11 protein-coding genes are annotated in these 17,510 nt (G+C 71.6%); 3 read left to right on the forward strand and 8 right to left on the reverse strand.

The genetic code is table 11. The features are described from left to right. Window positions 1–37 precede the first annotated feature (37 nt). Window positions 38–1,216: an acyl-CoA dehydrogenase family protein gene (locus DEI93_RS09850; RefSeq protein WP_111009293.1), complete on the reverse strand. Its 1,179-nt coding sequence runs from the start codon at window positions 1,214–1,216 to the stop codon at window positions 38–40. Further along, window positions 1,213–4,350, reverse strand: coding sequence for a 3-phosphoshikimate 1-carboxyvinyltransferase (aroA, locus tag DEI93_RS09855; RefSeq protein WP_111120172.1), 3,138 nt, complete (start codon window positions 4,348–4,350; stop codon window positions 1,213–1,215). Before aroA ends, DEI93_RS09850 begins: the two co-directional genes overlap by 4 nt. 225 nt (window positions 4,351–4,575) lie before the next feature. Between aroA and DEI93_RS09860 the strand changes: the two genes are divergently transcribed. After that, a complete protein-coding gene (locus DEI93_RS09860; RefSeq protein ID WP_111009295.1) occupies window positions 4,576–5,715 on the forward strand; it encodes a glutamate--cysteine ligase in 1,140 nt (379 codons plus the stop codon). Between the two features lie 51 nt (window positions 5,716–5,766). Here DEI93_RS09860 and ffh read toward each other — a convergent pair whose 3' ends face one another. Together ffh and DEI93_RS09870 are read right to left on the reverse strand one after the other, a co-directional pair. Continuing rightward, entirely contained in the window at window positions 5,767–7,323 is a 1,557-nt protein-coding gene (gene ffh / locus DEI93_RS09865) for a signal recognition particle protein (RefSeq protein ID WP_111120173.1), read from the reverse strand. A gap of 73 nt (window positions 7,324–7,396) precedes the next feature. Further along, window positions 7,397–7,693, reverse strand: a complete 297-nt coding sequence (locus tag DEI93_RS09870) for a PH domain-containing protein (protein WP_146249513.1) — start codon at window positions 7,691–7,693, stop codon at window positions 7,397–7,399. Between DEI93_RS09870 and DEI93_RS09875 the strand changes: the two genes are divergently transcribed. Beyond that, window positions 7,692–9,884: a xanthine dehydrogenase family protein molybdopterin-binding subunit gene (locus DEI93_RS09875; RefSeq protein ID WP_111027171.1), complete on the forward strand. Its 2,193-nt coding sequence runs from the start codon at window positions 7,692–7,694 to the stop codon at window positions 9,882–9,884. The two genes, DEI93_RS09870 and DEI93_RS09875, sit on opposite strands and share 2 nt — an antisense overlap. A gap of 52 nt (window positions 9,885–9,936) precedes the next feature. Here the strand turns inward: DEI93_RS09875 and ftsY are convergent, their stop codons facing one another. After that, a complete protein-coding gene (gene ftsY / locus DEI93_RS09880) occupies window positions 9,937–10,806 on the reverse strand; it encodes a signal recognition particle-docking protein FtsY (RefSeq protein ID WP_111009298.1) in 870 nt (289 codons plus the stop codon). Between the two features lie 202 nt (window positions 10,807–11,008). On the opposite strand from ftsY, the gene DEI93_RS09885 reads away from it, so the two are divergent. Beyond that, the gene (locus DEI93_RS09885) at window positions 11,009–12,025 is read left to right on the forward strand and encodes a TerC family protein (RefSeq protein ID WP_111009299.1); all 1,017 of its coding nucleotides are present in this window, start codon (window positions 11,009–11,011) and stop codon (window positions 12,023–12,025) included. A gap of 17 nt (window positions 12,026–12,042) precedes the next feature. Here the strand turns inward: DEI93_RS09885 and DEI93_RS09890 are convergent, their stop codons facing one another. Genes DEI93_RS09890 through rnc form a run of 3 tightly spaced genes read right to left on the reverse strand, consistent with a single transcriptional unit; the run spans window position 12,043 to window position 17,491 of the window. Continuing rightward, entirely contained in the window at window positions 12,043–15,762 is a 3,720-nt protein-coding gene (locus tag DEI93_RS09890) for a chromosome segregation SMC family protein (protein ID WP_111120174.1), read from the reverse strand. Window positions 15,763–15,800: 38 nt separating this feature from the next. Further along, window positions 15,801–16,766: a bifunctional DNA-formamidopyrimidine glycosylase/DNA-(apurinic or apyrimidinic site) lyase gene (mutM, locus tag DEI93_RS09895; RefSeq protein WP_111120175.1), complete on the reverse strand. Its 966-nt coding sequence runs from the start codon at window positions 16,764–16,766 to the stop codon at window positions 15,801–15,803. After that, the gene (gene rnc / locus DEI93_RS09900; RefSeq protein WP_258368504.1) at window positions 16,766–17,491 is read right to left on the reverse strand and encodes a ribonuclease III; all 726 of its coding nucleotides are present in this window, start codon (window positions 17,489–17,491) and stop codon (window positions 16,766–16,768) included. The genes mutM and rnc overlap by 1 nt, the downstream gene beginning before the upstream one ends. Window positions 17,492–17,510 lie beyond the last annotated feature (19 nt).

Consider the following 17,510-nt stretch of genomic DNA (forward strand, 5'->3'; position numbering starts at 1 on the left):
GGACGGGCCCGCCCCGCGCCTCCCGACCGAGGTCATGTCAGAATCGCGCCTGCCCGGTGACGACCGCGCGGCCGACCACGAGCTTCTGGATCTCGTTCGTGCCCTCCTCGAAGCGCTGCGCACGGGCGTCGCGGTACACGCGCTCGATGGTGTTGCGCTTCCAGTAGCCGGATCCGCCGTGCACCTGCAGGGCCTTGTCGGTGACCCGCGCGAGCATGTCCACGGCGACCATCTTCGACGCGCTCGAGAGCGTTCCCGCGTCGGGGCGGCCCTCCTCGTAGGCGCGGGCGGCCTCGTACACCAGGGCCCGCGCGGCCGCGATGTCCGCGTAGTTCTCGGCGAGGTAGAACTGGATCGCCTGTCGACTGCTCAGCTTCTTGCCGAAGGTCTCGCGGGTGTTCGCGTACTCGACAGCCAGTTCGTTCGCACGCTCGGCCAGACCGACGGCGCTCATCGCGACCGACACGCGGCTCGGCAGGAGGAACCCGCCGAGCGCGACCTCGAGCCCCTGGCCCTCCTCGCCGAGGCGCGCGGACACCGGCACCGGGACGTCGTGGAACTTGAGGATGGCGTGGTCGGTGCCCCGGATGCCCATGGTGTCCGAGTCGTCGATCACCTCGGCACCCGGCAGACCCGAGTTCGGCATGAGGAACGCGACCGTGCCCTCCTGGCCCGTCGACCCCTCGAGCCGCGCCGCCAGCAGCCAGTAGTCGCACTTCACGCCGAACGTGATGAGGTGCTTCTCGCCGTTCATGACGTAGGTGTCACCCTCGCGCCGGACGGTCGTGCGGATGTCCGCACCGGTACCCGCGGTCGCTTCGGTCAGCGTGAACGCCACGAGCGTGTCACCGGCGATCGACGGCTTGACGACCTCTTCGAGCTGCTCCGGAGTCGCGTACGGCGCCATGGCGCGCCACGTGCCGTTGATGACGTGCACGAGCATGCGGATCGAGCCGTGGGAGCGCGAGATGATCTCCATGATCTCGAGGTAGCGCGGGAACGGGATCCCACGACCGCCGAGCTCGACGGGCGCCGCCAGGCCCAGCCACCCACGCTCGCGCAGGTCCACGAGGACCTGCGGGGGGACCTGCCCGGTGCGCTCGATCTCGTTCGCGTAGTCCTCGCCGGGGCCGCGCACCCACGCGTCCACCTCGGCCTTGAGCTGCTGGAACGCGTCCTCGTCGAACGGGGCCACGGTCTCGGTCACCTGCGTCATGAGTTCTCCTTCTGGGCGACGAGCGCCGCGGCCTGCTCGCGCAGGACGTTCTTCTGGACCTTGCCCACCGCGTTCCGCGGCAGTTCGTCGATGTACTCGAGCCGCTCCGGCCAGTAGTACTTCGACACGTTGGCGTGCTCGAGGTACTGCTGCATCGCACCGAAGTCGAGGGTCTCGTCGTCACGCGACGACACCACGAACGCGCAGGCACGTTCCCCGAGTCGCTCGTCGGGCATCGCGACGATCGCGACGTCCGTGACGAGGGGGTGCTGGTACAACAGGTTCTCGATCTCGACCACGGGGATCTTCTCACCGCCGCGGTTGATGACGTCCTTCACCCGGCCGGTGATGCTGAGGAACCCCTTGTCGTCGATCCGCGCGAGATCGCCGGTGCGGTACCACCCGTCCGGGGTGAACACGTCGTCGGTGAGGTCGGGGCGGTCGAGGTACCCGTCGAACATCGTCGGCGAGTGCAGCTCGAAGTTGCCCTCGCTCCCCACCGGGAGCTCGGCGCCCTCGTCGTCGACGATGCGCAGGCGGATGCCCGGCAACGCGCGCCCGTCGTGCCCGTATGCGTCCGCCGGGTCGTCGCTCGGGCTCGAGAGCGCGCCGAGGCAGGTCTCGCTCGTGCCGAAGGCGCCGAGGATCGCGCTCCCGAGCACCGTCGCGGCGCGCTGCGCGAGCGCGCGTGGGACCGCGGCGCCCGTGGGCACGAAGATCCGCAACGAGGCGGGCAGCTCGGCCCCGGCCTCGACGAGGTCGACGAGGTCGGTCAGGAACGGCGTCGCGCACTGCACGAACGTCGCCCCGGCCGCTCCGAACGCCTGGTCGAGCGCCACGCGGCCGTCCCAGACGGGCTGGATCACCTGCGCGACGCCGAGGCGGAACGCCAGGAGCATGCCGTAGAGGAACCCGGTCTGGTGTGCCAGCGGCGACGGGATGTAGATGCGGTCCTGGGCACCGAGGCCGGTCTGCGCGACGTGCATCGCGGTGGCCAGGCCCAGCGTCCGGTGTGGGTGCTGGACGCCCTTCGGCTCCCCCGTCGTCCCGGAGGTGAACAGCAGCTGGCAGATGTCGTCCGGACCGGGCGACATCGAGCGGATCTGCGCGGTGTCCGGTTGGACCGACTCGAGCGCGGTGTCGTAGTACCGCCAGTTCCACTCGGAGGCATCGACGCGGTCCATGGCGTCAGCGGGCATCGGCGGCAGGTTCGTCGGGGTGTCCTGGTGCCCGCGGGCCTCCGACCGCAGGACCACGACGTGCTCGACCGCGAGCCGACGGTTCTGCGCAGCGGCCTCGTCCACCACGTCGAGCAGCTCGATCGCGGGCCGGCGCTTGCGGAACACGTTCGGCAGGAACACGACACGGGCACGCGACCGCGCGAGCGTCATGGTGGTCTCACGCGGTCCGAACACCGGCATGATCGGGGTCGCGACGGCGCCGATCTGGACCGCGCCGAGCGTGATGGCGACGAACTCCCGCCAGTTCGGCAGCTGCATCGCGACCGACTCGCCCTTGCGCACGCCGAGTTCGAGCAGGAGCGCGGACACCTGGTCCGCCTCGTCCTGGAGCTGCTTCCACGTGGTCGTGACCGCGGCCGGTCCGCCGACCTCGATCACCGCGGCTCCGTCGGGGTCCGACTCGGCGAGTGCCCGGACGCGCTCGCTGAGCACGAGCGGCTCGGCGTCGATCCCCGCCGGGACCGCGGTCTCCTCGGCGGCGACGGCGCCGAGGTCCTCGGCGGCGTCCTCGGGGTCGAAGCCCTCGGCGGAGTCGGCCGCGGCGAGCGCCGCGGTGGCATCCCCGACCTCCATGTCGAGCCCGACCGAGTTCATCGCCTCGAGGAACGTCGGGTAGGAGATGCGGTACGCCCTCGGGTAGGTGAGCGCGGACACGCCGTCGGCCTTCGACGCCGCGACGGCGAGCGACATGAGCACGCGGTGGTCGTTGAACGACGACATCGGCGATCCGGTGAGCTGCTGCACCCCAGTGACGCGGAGCTCGTCCGCGCCCTGCTCCGCGCGGCCGCCCATCCGGTTCAGCTGCAGCATGGCGGCGACGCGATCGGACTCCTTGAGGCGGATGTGCGCGACGTTCCACAGGCGGCTCGTGCCCTCGGCGAAGGTCGCCATGGTGGACAGGACGGGCAGGAGGTCCGGGATCGGTTGGCAGTCGATGTCGAGTGGCCGGAGCGGCGAGCCGTCGTGCGTGATGCGCACGAACCCGGTCTCCTCGTCGATGCGCATCGGGACGCCCATCGCGGTGGCGAGGTCGAGGAACTCGCTCTCGGGGTGGTCGGTGTCGGCAGTCCGGAACGAGGTCATCCCACGCAGGAGCACGTCCGATTCGCGGATGCCCGCGGCGGCGATCCCGAACGCGGCCGAGCCGATGTCCGGCGGGATGACGTAGTCGTGTGGCGTCGCGCGCTGGTTCGCCGGCACGCGGTACTCGAGCCAGTCGTCCGAGACCTCGACGGTCAGTCCGAACTGGCGCATCATCGCGACCGTCAGCTCGACGTAGGGCTGCTCGTTGAGGCGGCCGCCCGTGATGTGGATGCGGGTCTCCTGCTCGGCGAACGGGGCGACCAGGAGCAGTCCGGAGACCCACTGCGACAGGGTGCCGGCGATCGAGACGTCGCCACCGCGCGGCCGTCGGGGCTGCACGGTGATGGGCGGGCAGTCGTTCGTCGCCTCGAGTTCGACGCCCATCTGCGTGAGCGAGGTCAGGAGCGCCTTGATCGGGCGCCGCTGGAAGTACTTCATGCCCGTGAGCGTCATCGGGCGGTCGGCGAGTGCGGCCAGGCCCGTCATGAAGTAGAGGGTGGTCCCGGACGAGCCCATGTTGAGCAGACCGTCCGCCCCGCGGGAGCCGTGGTCGACGACGTCGGTGGCGACGTAGCGACCGCCGAGCCCCGTCACGAGGTAGTCGTTGCCCCGTCGCACGATGTCGACGCCGAGCGCCCGCAGCGTCCCGACCGTCCACTCGACCTGCCGTGTCGTGCTGATGCCCGACACGACGCTGGTGCCCTCCGCCAGTGATGCGAGGACCAGCGCTCGATGCGCGTGGTACTTGGACACGGGGATGTCGAGTTCCCCGACGAGGGGTGCGGATGTCCCGCGGACGACCAGCTGCATGCGTACCTCATTCCGTGGCGGAGCGGATCCACCGTAGTCCTCGCCGAGCGCGGGTCGAAACCGCCGGGGGAACGACGCGCGGGAGCCGTTGTTGTGCGTGTCCGACAATGCACGAGGCAGGATGGGACCCGATCCGACAAACCGGCGCCCGACCCCGGGCGCGTGTCCCGAGCCGGCGACGGAGCCGTGTCCCCGGGCGCACCGACCGCCTCCGAAAGGCCGCGCATGGACATCGCGTTCACGTCGTCACGACCGTCCACGATCGGGATCGAGTGGGAGCTGCCGCTCGTCGATCGCACCACGGGCGACCTCACGCCGCGGGCGCCCGACGTGCTCCTCGCGGTGCGCGAGCGGTTCGGACACGACCGGGTCACGAACGAGCTCCTGACGAACACCGTCGAGGTCGTCTCGGGCGTCCACGACACCGTCCGCGACGCGGTCCGCGACCTGGCCGGCATCGTGAGCGCGGTGCGCACGGCCGCTGACGTGCTCGACACCGACGTGATGTGCTCGGGTACGCACCCCTTCGCGCAGTGGGACCAGCAGGAGGTCACGCCCGACAGTGAGCGGTACACGACCCTCATCGACCGCACGCGCTGGTGGGGTCGCCAGATGCTCATCTGGGGCGTGCACGTCCACGTCGGCATCGACGACCGCGAGAAAGCCCTGCCGATCCTCAACGCGATGCTCGCGTCCGTGCCACACCTCCAGGCGCTGACGGCGTCCAGTCCCTACTGGGCCGGCGTCGACACCGGCTACGCCTCGAACCGGGCGCTCATGTTCCAGCAGCTGCCGACGGCGGGACTCCCCCCGCAGTTCGGTGCGTGGGCGGACTACGAGGAGATGGTGGACGACATGGTGCGCACCGGTGTCGTGGACGACCACACCGAGTTGCGCTGGGACCTCCGACCGTCGCCGAAGTGGGGGACGCTCGAGAACCGCGTCTCGGACGGTATCAGCACGGCGCACGAACTCGCCGCGGTCGCCGCGCTCGTGCAGTGCCTGGTGACCGAGGCGTCCGATCGGCTGGACGCCGGGGAGACCCTCCCCACCATGCAGCCCTGGTTCGTGCGCGAGAACAAATGGCGTGCGGCTCGGTACGGGATGGAGGCGGAGATCATCGTGGACGCCGCCGGTGACGAGCGCCTCGTGTCCGACGACGTCCGCGACCTCGTCGTACGACTCGAGCCCGTCGCCGAGCGCCTGGGGTGCCTCGAGGAGCTCCACGGGCTCGACCGCGTCCTCGAGGAGGGCGCGTCCTACCAGCGGCAGCTCCGCGTCGCGGCAGAGCACGAGGACGACATGCGGGCCGTCGTCCGGTCCCTGGTCACCGAACTCGGGGAGAGCATCGACGCGGTGCTGTGACCGGGCGACCGACGGGACGGACGGGAGGCGCACCGCACGTCCGTCCCGCCGCTACCGGTTCAGGAACTTGCCGAGCGCGGCCATCTCCTCTTCGGTGGGCGCCTTCGGGTTCTTCGCACCGCCGAGCCCGAAGCCACCGCCGGTCGGCGCCGTCGGCGCCTGCGGTCCGGACGCGATGGCCGCGTTCTGCGCAGCGCGCTTGGCCGGGTTGCCCGCCTTGGACCCCTTCTTCTTCGGCTGCTGCCGCTTGCCCGCGTAGGACGCACCGGGAACCGGGCCCATGCCGGGCACCTGGGGGACCCCGCCCTTGGCGACCGTCTTCATCATCTTCGCGGCCTGCTCGAACCGGTTCACGAGCTGGTTGACCTCGGTGACGGTCGACCCGGCACCGCGCGCGATCCGCAGGCGACGGGACCGGTTGAGGATCTTCGGCAGCGCACGCTCCTGCGGCGTCATCGACTGGATGATCGCCTCGGTCCGGACGATCTCGCGCTCGTCGAAGGAGTCGAGGGCCTCGCGCATGCCCTTCGCGCCGGGCAGCATGCCGAGCATGCTCTTGATCGACCCCGCCTTGCGGAGTTGCTGCATCTGCTTGAGGAAGTCGTCGAGCGTGAACGAGTCGGTCGCGATCTTCTCGGCGACCTTGCGGGCTTCGTCCTCGTCGAAGGCCTGCTGCGCCTGCTCGATCAGCGACAGGACGTCACCGAGGTCGAGGATGCGGCTGGCCATGCGGTCGGGGTGGAACGGCTCGAAGTCGTCGAGGTTCTCGCCCGTGGACGCGAACATGATCGGTCGGCCCGTGATGCTGGCCACCGACAGCGCGGCACCACCGCGGGCGTCACCGTCGAGCTTGGACAACACGACGCCGGTGAAGTCGACGCCCTCTTGGAAGGCGCGCGCGGTCGCCACGGCGTCCTGACCGATCATCGCGTCGATGACGAACAGGACCTCGTCCGGGTCGACGGCCTTGCGGATGTTCGCCGCCTGCTTCATGAGCTCGGCGTCGACGCCGAGCCGCCCGGCGGTGTCGACGATGACGGTGTCGAACTGCCGGTCCACCGCGACCTTCATCGCGTTCTTGGCGACCTTGACCGGGTCCCCGACGCCGTTGCCCGGTTCCGGCGCGTAGACCTCGACGCCGGCCTGCTCGCCGACCACCTGGAGCTGCGTGACCGCGTTCGGCCGCTGCAGGTCCGCGGCGACGAGCATCGGGGTGTGGCCGTCCTTCTTGAGCCACTTGCCGAGCTTGCCGGCGAGCGTCGTCTTGCCCGCGCCCTGGAGGCCCGCGAGCATGATGACCGTCGGCGGGCGCTTCGCGAACTCGAGGCGGCGCTGCTGGCCGCCGAGGATCCCGACGAGTTCCTCGTTGACGATCTGGACGACCTGCTGGGCCGGGTTCAGCGCCTTGTTGACCTCGTCCGACAAGGCGCGTTCGCGGACCGACGCCGTGAACGACTTGACGACCTCGAGCGCCACGTCGGCGTCGAGCAGGGCACGCCGGATCTCGCGGACGGTGCCGTCGACGTCGGACGGGGTGAGTCGACCCTTGGACCGCAGGTTGCGGAAGGTCTCGGTGAGCCGATCGGAGAGTGTGCCGAATTGCGCCATGGTCCCGCGATTCTACGCGCCGGACCCGTGCCGTGCCTCCCGGCCCGCCCACCGCGGGCGCGCGCGCCGGTCGTCAGGCGCGACGACCGGTGACGAGGCGCACCAACCACCCGATCACCGCGATCACGAGCACGACGATCCCGATCCAGAGCAGGATGCGCAGGGCTGCGCCGAGCAGACCGACGACCAGCAGGACGATGCCGACGATGATCGCGATGGTGAGGAGCCAGCGCATGAGAGCCTCCGGGTCGAGCCGACGGCCGGGCGACCGCCCGACCACCGTCGACGCTAGCCCCGCGGGCGCGAGCTGTCCGGGAGTAGAAGGGTTCGAGATCGCCGCGCAGGTGGTCGTGGACGAGGCGGTGCGCATGGAGTCGGTGGACGAGCAGCGACGTGGACCGGTGCTCGGCGCGCCCCTCCCGAGGGTCGAGGGCGCCGACAAGGTCCGCGGACGGGCTCGGTACGCCGCCGAGACCGGCGGCGAGGACGTCGCCTGCTACGCGTGGGTCGTGCAGGCCGCGATCGCACGCGGCCGGGTCGTGGCGATCGACCGGGAGGCGGTGCTCGCCATGCCGGGGGTCGTCACCGTGATCGCGGCCGACGACGCACCACGGCTCACCGCCGTCCCGACGACCGAGCTCTTCGTGCTGCAGAGTGACCGCGTCCACTACCGGGGCGAACCGGTCGCGCTCGTCGTCGCGGAGACCTTCGAGACCGCGCGGGCGGCCGCGGCCGCGCTCCGGGTGACCTACGACGCCGAGCCGGCGGACACGGTGTTCCCCGACGAACCGTCCTTCGGTCCGGACGACGCCCCCGGGGTGTTCGTCGCCCCGGAGTCGATCAACGGCGACCTCGAGCCGGACACCGACCAGGGCGACCTCGACCGCGCGCTCGCCGACGCGGACGTCGTCCTCGACGCGACCTACACCACGCCACCCCAGGTCAACAACCCGCTCGAGCCGCACGCCGCGACCGCGTGGTGGGTCGGCCCGTCGCGCGAGCAGGACGAGGACGGTCGACCACGCGCCGCTGCCGGTGCCCGGCTCGAGCTCATCGAGGCGACGCAGGGGCCGTCCCTGGCCGCGGGTGTGGTCGCCGACCTGTTCGGCATCGACGACAGCGCGGTCCGGCTCCGCACCGAGCACGTCGGCGGCGGGTTCGGCTCGAAGGGCTCGCCGAAGCCCGATCTGCCCCTGGCCACCATGGCCGCACTCGTCACCGGCCGTCGTGTGAAGCTCGTGTTCACGCGGCAGATGGTGTTCTCGATCGGTGGCTACCGCACGCCGACCGCGAGCCGCATCCGCCTCGGAGCGCGTCCGGACGGCACGCTCACCGCGATCGGTCACGACGTCCGCACCCAGACCTCCACGATCGGCACGTTCGTCGAACAGGTGGCGGACTGCACCCGCCACGTGTACGCCGCACCGAACCGCCGCACCTCGCATCGGTACGTCGCACTCGACGTGCCGACACCCCGCTTCATGCGCGCTCCCGGAGAGGCACCCGGGAGCTTCGCGCTCGAATCGGGGATGGACGAGCTCGCCGCCGCACTCGGCATCGATCCCGTCGAGCTCCGCCTCCGGAACGAGCCGGACGTCGACCCGATCGACGGGGCGGCGTTCAGCACCAGGAACCTCGTCGGGTGCCTCCGCCGGGGGGCGGAGCTGTTCGGGTGGGAGGCCCGTGGCCGCGAGCCGCGCATGCGTCGCGACGGACGGTGGCTGGTGGGCGCGGGTGTCGCCGCCGCCTACTACCCCGCTCGCGTCGTCCCGAGCGGAGCGACCGTCACCGCCGAGGCGGACGGGACGTTCACCGTCGGCGTCGCCGCCTCGGACATCGGGACCGGGTCCCGCACCGTGCTCCTGCAGGTCGCGGCCGATGCCCTCGAGGTCGGGGTGGACCGCATCCGCATGCACATCGCCGACTCGACGCTCCCGCAGGCCGCGCTCGGTGCGGGGTCGTTCGGGACGACCTCGTGGGGATGGGCGGTCGACAAGACCTGCCGCTCGTTGCGAGAGCGACTCGAGCGCGGAGCGGTCGTGCCGTCCTCCGGTCTCTCCGTGACGGAGCGGACCGACGACGACGTGCAGCACCTCGCGGAGCGGTCGCGGCACGCGTACGGCGCGCAGTTCGTCGAGGTCCGCGTGGACACGGACTCCGGCGAGGTACGGGTCGACCGCATGGTGGGCGTGTTCGCCGCGGGCCGCATCTACAACGCCCGCACGGCCCGAGCGCAGCTCGTCGGTGGGATGACGTGGGGCATCGGCATGGCGCTGCACGAGGACGCCGAGATCGACCCCGTGGCGGGCGACATCGGCAACCACGACCTCGCCACGTACCACGTCGCGACGAACGCGGACGTGGAGTCGATCCACGCCGAGTGGCTCGACGAACCCGGCGAGGACCTCACGCCGCTCGGCGGCAAGGGGATCGGGGAGATCGGGATCGTCGGTGCTGCCGCGGCGCTGGCGAACGCCGTCTGGGACGCGACCGGCGTGCGGGTCCGTCGCCTGCCGATCCGACCGGACGCCCTCGTCGATCGGATGCCGGCCCGAGCCTGATCCGGCGCCCGCTCGGACACCCGGGCACGGTCACCGTCCAGGCGTCGAACGGTCAGCCGACGAGGTTCTGCACGAAGACGTGGGGCGTGAACCCGGTGAGGTCGTTGATGCCCTCGCCCTGGCCGATGAGCTTGATGGGGATCCCCGTCTTCTCCTGCACGCTGAGCACGAACCCGGCCTTCGCCGAGCCGTCGAGCTTCGTGATGACGAGACCGGTGACGCCCGCGCCCTCGATGAACGCCTGCGCCTGCGCGAGGCCGTTCTGCCCGGTGGTGGCGTCGAGGACGAGCAGCACCTCGGCGATCTCCGTCTGCTTCTCGACGACGCGCTTGATCTTCGAGAGCTCGTCCATGAGGCCCGCCTTGGTGTGCAGGCGGCCGGCGGTGTCGATGACGACGATCTCGATCCCCTCGCGCATCGCCCGGTCGACGGTCTGGTAGGCCACCGACGCGGGGTCCTGTCCGGGCTGCTGCGGTCGCACGACCTCGACCCCGGCGCGCTGGGCCCACGTCGCGACCTGCTCCACCGCCGCGGCACGGAACGTGTCCGCGGCGCCCACGAGCACGCTGCGGTCGTAGGTACGGAGGAACTTGGCGAACTTGCCGATCGTCGTCGTCTTGCCGACGCCGTTCACACCGACGACGAGCACGACGGCCGGGCGGTTCGACAGCTTCAGCGTGGTGTCGAGCTTCGACAGGCGCTCCTCGAGCACCTCGCGCAGCATCCGGTTCAGGTCCGCCGGATCGGTCGTCTGGTACCGGTCGACCTGCGCACGGAGGTCGTCGACGACCTCTTCGGTGATGTCCGGCCCGAAGTCGGCACCGATGAGCGCCGCCTCGAGGTCCTCCCAGGTCGTCTCGTCGATCGTGCGCCGTTGGAACAACCCGCGGAGCCGACTCGAGAGGGACCAGGAACTCGCCATGCTCCCAGCTTAGAGCGGGCCGAACGCGCGCGATCACCGGTAGCCTGGCACCACGAAGGGGAGTATTCCTCCCGCGGTGGTGCCGTCAGTACGGTCCGGGACGATCCGGGCCCGGTGCCATCGGCCGCTCGTCCGGGCGGCGGAAGAGACCTTCAGTCGTCGTCGTCCCCGATTCCGGGAACGGCCCTACTGGAGGATCCACGTGGACGTCCACATCGCCGTCTGGCTCGGCACCATCGCGCTGGTGCTCGCGCTCCTCGTCTTCGACTTCTTCTCGCACGTGCGCAAGGCGCACGAGCCCACCATCCGCGAGTCGACGACCTGGTCGCTCGTGTACATCGGGATCGCGGTCCTCTTCGGCCTCGGCGTCTGGGCGTTCGGCGGCCACCAGGCGGGCGGCGAGTTCTTCGCCGGGTGGATCACCGAGGAGTCGTTGAGCATCGACAACCTCTTCGTGTTCCTCATCATCATGACCGCGTTCAAGGTCCCGCGCGCCTACCAGCAGAAGGTCCTCCTCGTCGGCATCGCGATCGCGCTCATCGCACGCGGGGTGTTCATCGCCCTCGGCGTCGTCATCATCGACAACTTCTCGTGGGTCTTCTACCTGTTCGGCGCGCTGCTGTTCTGGCTCGCCTGGAGCCAGGCGCGCGGCGGGCACGAGGACGAGAGCGCCGGCGAGTCGCGGCTGATCCGCGTGCTGCGCCGCATCCTGCCGACCTCGGAGGACTACGACGGCGACCGCGTCACCACGAAGGTCGACGGCCGTCGCCTCCTCACGCCGATGGCGCTCGTCATGGTGGCGCTCGGCCTCACGGACGTGCTCTTCGCCCTCGACTCGATCCCCGCGATCTTCGGGCTGACGCAGGACGCCTACATCGTCTTCGTCGCCAACGCGTTCTCGTTGCTCGGTCTGCGACAGCTGTACTTCCTCATCTCCGGGCTCCTCGAGCGCCTCATCTACCTCGGGCAGGGACTCGCCGTCATCCTCGGGTTCATCGGCGTGAAGCTCGTGTTCCACGCCATGCACGTCAACGAGCTCCCGTTCGTCAACGGCGGTCACCACATCGAGTGGGCTCCGGAGATCCCGATCTGGTTCTCGCTGTCGTTCATCGTGCTCGTCGTCGCGGTGGCGACGATCGTCAGCCTCGTCGTGTCCGCGCGGCGGGTCCGCCGCGGCGAACCGCTCGACGGCCACCACGACCAGCGCGTCGAGGCCTGATCCGCTGATCGGGGCGCTCAGCTCGCGGCGCGCTCGCGCTCCGCGTCCTGCACGCGCTGCCCGACGACCGCGCTGACGCCGTCCTGCCGCATCGAGACGCCGTACAGCGCATCGGCGATCTCCATCGTCCGCTTCTGGTGCGTGATCACGATGAGCTGCGACGAGGTCCGGAGGCGTCCGAACACGGTGAGGAGTCGCCCGAGGTTGGCGTCGTCGAGCGCGGCCTCGACCTCGTCCATGATGTAGAACGGGCTGGGCCGGGCCGTGAAGATCGCCACGAGCAGCGCGATCGCCGCGAGTGAGCGCTCGCCGCCGGACAGCAGGGTGAGCCGGTCGATCTTCTTGCCCGCGGGGCGCACGGCGACGTCGATGCCGGTGGCGAGCATGTCGTCCGGATCGGTGAGCTCGATCGTGCCCGTCCCGCCGGGGAACAGGATCGGGAACACCTCGTCGAAGGCCCGCTTGGTGTCCTCGAACGCCGAGCGGAAGATCTCCTGCATCTTGCCGTCGAGCTCCTCGATGATCGTGAGGAGGTCCCCCCGCGTGCTCGTCAGGTCGTCGAGCTGCTCGGTGAGGAACCGGTGCCGCTGCTCGAGCGCCTGGAACTCCTCGAGCGCGAGCGGGTTCACCTTGCCGAGCTGGCCGAGGTCCCGTTCGGCGTCGCGGAGCCGGCGTTCCTGCTCCGCGCGCACGTACGGCACGGTCGGGACCTCCGCATCGGCCTCGGAGCGGGGCGCGGCGTCCGGGTCCGGGAGCGCGGCGCCGCCGGGCAGTGTGGAGACCTCGGCATCGAGCGTCGCGGGGTCGGCGTCGGCGTCGGCGTCGGCGTCGGCATCCGCGTCACGGTCGACTCCCACCGCGCGCATCGCCTCGCGGTGCTGGCGCGCACGCACGCGGGGGTCGACGAGCACGTCCACGGGGACCGGGACGTCGGGGCCGTACTCGGCGACGAGCACCTGCTCGACCAGGCCGAGTTCGCTGCCGGCGCGTTCGAGCAGCGATGACACGTGCAGCTTCTTCTCGTAGATCTCCATCTCGAGCCCGTGGAGGCCGTCGGTGACCGACTGCAGCCGGTCGCGGAGGGACTGCTCCTCGGCCCGCAGGGTCTGGAGCTCCGTGTTCCGCCGCGCACGGTCGGCCTCGGCGGCGGTCAGCCGGACGCGGGCCTCAGCCACGGACCGATCGACGGCGTCCAGGACCGCGGGGAGGTCGGCGATGACCCCCTCGGCGGCCTCGATCTGCCGGCGACGGATCACCGCGAGGCGCGCTTGTTCCTCGGCGGCCGCGCGCTCCGCGGCCAGCTGCCGCTCCAACGCCGCGCCCCGCGCCCGTTCGGCGCGCGCCCGCTCGCGGATGGTCTCGACCTGGATGCGCTGGTCGATCTCGTCGCTCCGCGCGGCCTCGAGGTCGTCGAGGAGGTCGTCACGCGCGGACGCGTCGAGGATCGGCCGTGGTGCGGCGAGGAAGGCGGCGTGCTCCTGGTCTGCGGCGGCGAGCGCCTGCTCCGCCTGTTCGACGGCGCCCGCGGTCTCGGCGAGCGCGGCGCGGAGCCGGTCGGCCTCGCCTCGCGCGTTCTCCGCGCGGGTGCGCGCGGTCGCCGATGCCCGGTCGAACGCCGCCTTCGCGGCCACGTGCGCGCGGAGGGTGCGGTCGGCCTCGTCCGCCGCGGCGCGTGCCGCGTCCACGGCGTCACGCGCAGCTCGGAGGTCGGTGCCCGCCGCGTCGGCGGCCGCGACGACCTCGACGTGCCGGCTCGCCGCCGTGTCCCGCTCGGCCACGAGTTCGAGCCGCGAGGTCGCGCGTTCCCCGCCGCCCGTGACGAGGACCGCGCGGACGACGTCACCCGCGGCGGTCACGACCGTCGCCTGCGGGACGGCGGCGAGCAGGGCCTCCAGGTCGGCCGCGGCCAGGTCCGCGCCCGGCTCGACGACGACGGTGTCCGCGAGCAGCGCCACGATCGCGGGAGGCCCGTCGACCACCTCGAGTGCCGGACGGACGCCGGACGGGAGGGCCGGGGGCAGGTGCGATCCCGTGCCCGGCGCGTCGGCGACGACGACGTCGATGCGACCGATGTCGTTCGTCCGTGCGGCGGTCACGGCGTCGAGCGCGGCGGACCGGGTGGCGGCGAGCACCGCGTCGGCGAGTCCGCCGAGGGCGGCCGCGACCGCGGCCTCGTACCCGGCGGCGACCCGGATGTGGTCGGCGAGTCGGCCGAGCACCCCGGCGCGCCCGGCGTCGATGAGCGCCTGTGAGCCGTCGCGGACGTCGAGCGACAGCCCGAGCGCGGTCACGCGTGCGGCGAGGGCGTCACGCTCGCGCTCGAGCCGGTGCAGCCGCTCCCGCGCCTCGTCCCGTCGCGACTGGGCGCCCTCGAGCGCCGCCCGGGCGTCCATGAGCAGCTGCGCCAGGTCGTCCTCGTCCGCGTCCAGTCCCGGGTCGCGGGCGATCCCGGCGAGCTCCTGTTCGGCGCGTCCGGCACGCTCCTCGGCCTCGGCGAGCGCCCGCTCCCGACGGGCACGGTCGGCCGTGGCGGAGGCTAGCCGCTGCCGTGCCACGTCGACGCGGTTGCCGAGGCGCTGGGCGTCCAGGTCGTGCTGCGACACGAGTGCGCTCTGCGCCGCGATCTCCTCGTCGAGGGCGTCGAGCGACGCACGCGCCCGGGCCACGCGCTCGGCCGCCGACGCCAGCGCGCCCTGGAGGTCCTCGGCGTTCGCCTCGAGACGCTCGGCCTCGTCCCGCGCGTCCGCGACCATCGACGGGGTGACGGTGGGGCCCTGGGCGGGCACGTCCGCCTGTTGGGCGAGCAGCACGAGGCGCTGGTTCGCGAGGGTCGACAGCCCCCGCAGTCGCTCCTGCACGCTCTCGAGGCCGTGGAGCACCGTCCGCGCCCGGTCGACGTCGTCACCCACCATCGTCTGCTCGACGTGCTGCTGTCGGATGCGCGCCTGGTCGAGCCGCTCCTGGAGCACGATGCGCTCGCTCTTCCGGCCGGCCTCGACCGCGAGGTGCTCGGCGAGCTCCCGCCGCAGCCGGACGACGTCGTCCGCGAGGATCCTGGCCCGCGCGTCCCGGGCGACCGCCGCCACGGACTGCGCCTTGCGCGCGACCTCGGCCTGCCGTCCCAGCGGCTTCAGCTGACGCCGGATCTCACCGGCGAGGTCGGACAACCGGGTGAGGTTCGCCTGCATCGCGTCGAGCTTGCGGAGCGTCTTCTCCTTGCGCCGACGGTGCTTGAGGATGCCGGCGGCCTCCTCGATGAAGCCGCGTCGATCCTCCGGCGTCGCGTGGAGCACCTTGTCGAGCTGTCCCTGCCCGACGATGACGTGCATCTCGCGGCCGAGCCCCGTGTCCGACAGGAGTTCTTGGACGTCGAGCAGGCGACAGTTCTCGCCGTTGATGGCGTACTCGCTCCCGCCGTTCCGGAACAGGGTCCGCGAGATCGTGACCTCCGCGTACTCGATCGGGAGCACGCCGTCGCTGTTGTCGATCGTCAGGGTGACCTGCGCGCGGCCGAGCGGTCCCCGCGTCGAGGTGCCGGCGAAGATGACGTCCTCCATCTTGCCGCCGCGGAGCGTCTTGGCGCCCTGCTCCCCCATCACCCACGCGAGGGCGTCCACGACGTTCGACTTGCCCGAGCCGTTGGGACCCACGATGCAGGTCACGCCCGGCTCGAGTGCGAAGGTCGTCGGTTGCGCGAAGGACTTGAACCCCCTGAGGGTCAGGCTCTTCAGGTACACGGACGGCCTTCCATGCTCGCGCGATCGGTGGGCACAGGCTAGCCCAGGCGCGACCGCGGCCGACGCTGGCACACGGGGCAGCGGTGGCTCGAGCGGTTCATGAACGCCTCGCGCACGATCGTCGCCCCGCAGCGGGGGCACGGCTGACCTTGTCGCCCGTACACGGCCAGCCGCTGGGAGAAGTACCCGGACTGCCCGTTCACGTTGACGTACTGGGCGTCGAAGCTCGTGCCGCCGTCCTCGAGCGCCCGGCGGAGCACCGCGCGCACCTCGTCGAGCAGGCCGGTCAGCGCGCGCCGGCTCAATGCGTCGGCGGGGCGGTCGTGGTGCAGCCGGGCCGCCCACAGGCTCTCGTCCGCGTAGATGTTGCCGATCCCGCTGACCACACCCTGGTCGAGCAGCACCCGTTTGATGCCGCTGTGCCGCCGGTGCGCGAGCGCGACGAACCGCGCGTCGTCGAACGCGGGGTCGAGGGGGTCCCGTGCGATGTGCGACACCTGCGTCGGGATCCGCCGTCGCCACGCCCCGTCGGGATCCGCCTGGTCGGCGGCACCCGCGTGCCCCGCGGGTGCGCTGTCGACGGTCGGGACGGTCGCGTCGACCGCCATCGAACCGAAGGTCCGCTGGTCGACGAACTCGAGCTCGACCGGCGGCTCGACGAGGCCGTCGGCGGTCCGGCCCGCGGGCTGCACCGCGAGGACCACCCTTCGGTGCCGAGCGGCCGGGCGGTCCCGACCGAGCAGGATCTGACCGCTCATGCCGAGGTGCGCCACGAGGGCCTCGGGACCCGCGCCGACGTCGTCGAGCGGCATCCACAGGAACTTGCCGCGCCGCACGGCGGCCTGCACGGTGCGCCCGGTCAGGCGGGCGACGAAGTCCTCGGCCGGGCCCCGGTGTCGCGTCAGAGCGCGCTCGTCGACGACCTGGACGTGGAGCACGCGGGCGCCCGTGACGGCCGGTTCGAGGCCCGCCCGGACGACCTCGACCTCGGGGAGTTCGGGCACTAGCGGGCGTCACCCGTGCCGGCGTCGGGGCCGTCCGCCGCGAGGAGGTCGACCGATTCCTCGCCGCGGCCGGACAGTCGCGTCCACGCGCCGAGCGCCGCGGCCATCTCGGCGTTCTTCTTGCTCGATCCGGTACCGCTCGCGATGTCCTCGCCCATGAGCACCACGGTGGCGTGGAAGGTCTTGTCGTGGTCGGGGCCCTCTTCGGTGACCCGGTACGCGGGGTTACCGAGGGACCGTGCCGACGCCAGTTCCTGCAGGCTCGTCTTCGGATCCATCGCCGCGCCGAAGCGGTCGGGGTCGACGAGCAGGGGCTCCACGAGGCGCAGCACGAGCGCGGTGGCGACGTCCGGCCCCGCGGACAGGTAGGTCGCGCCGATGACGGCCTCGACCGTGTCGGCCAGGATCGACGACTTGTCCCGGCCGCCCGTGAGCTCCTCGCCGCGACCGAGCTTGAGGAAGGCGCCGAGGCCGATGATGCGGGCGATCTCGGCGAGGGCGACGGTCGACACGAGACTCGCGCGTCGCTTGGCGAGCTCGCCCTCGTCCAGATCCGGGTAGTCGCGGTAGAGCTTGACCGTCACGGCCTGCCCGAGGATCGAGTCACCGAGGAACTCGAGTCGCTCGTTGTGCGCGATGCCCCCGTGCTCGTAGGCGAACGAGCGATGCGTCAACGCCAGATCGACGAGATCCGGGTCGACGTCGACGTCGAGGACGGCCAGCAGACGTGCAGCGTCCGACTCC

Origin of the sequence: Curtobacterium sp. MCBD17_035, assembly GCF_003234815.2 — a bacterium.
In the GTDB taxonomy this organism is placed as follows: domain Bacteria; phylum Actinomycetota; class Actinomycetes; order Actinomycetales; family Microbacteriaceae; genus Curtobacterium.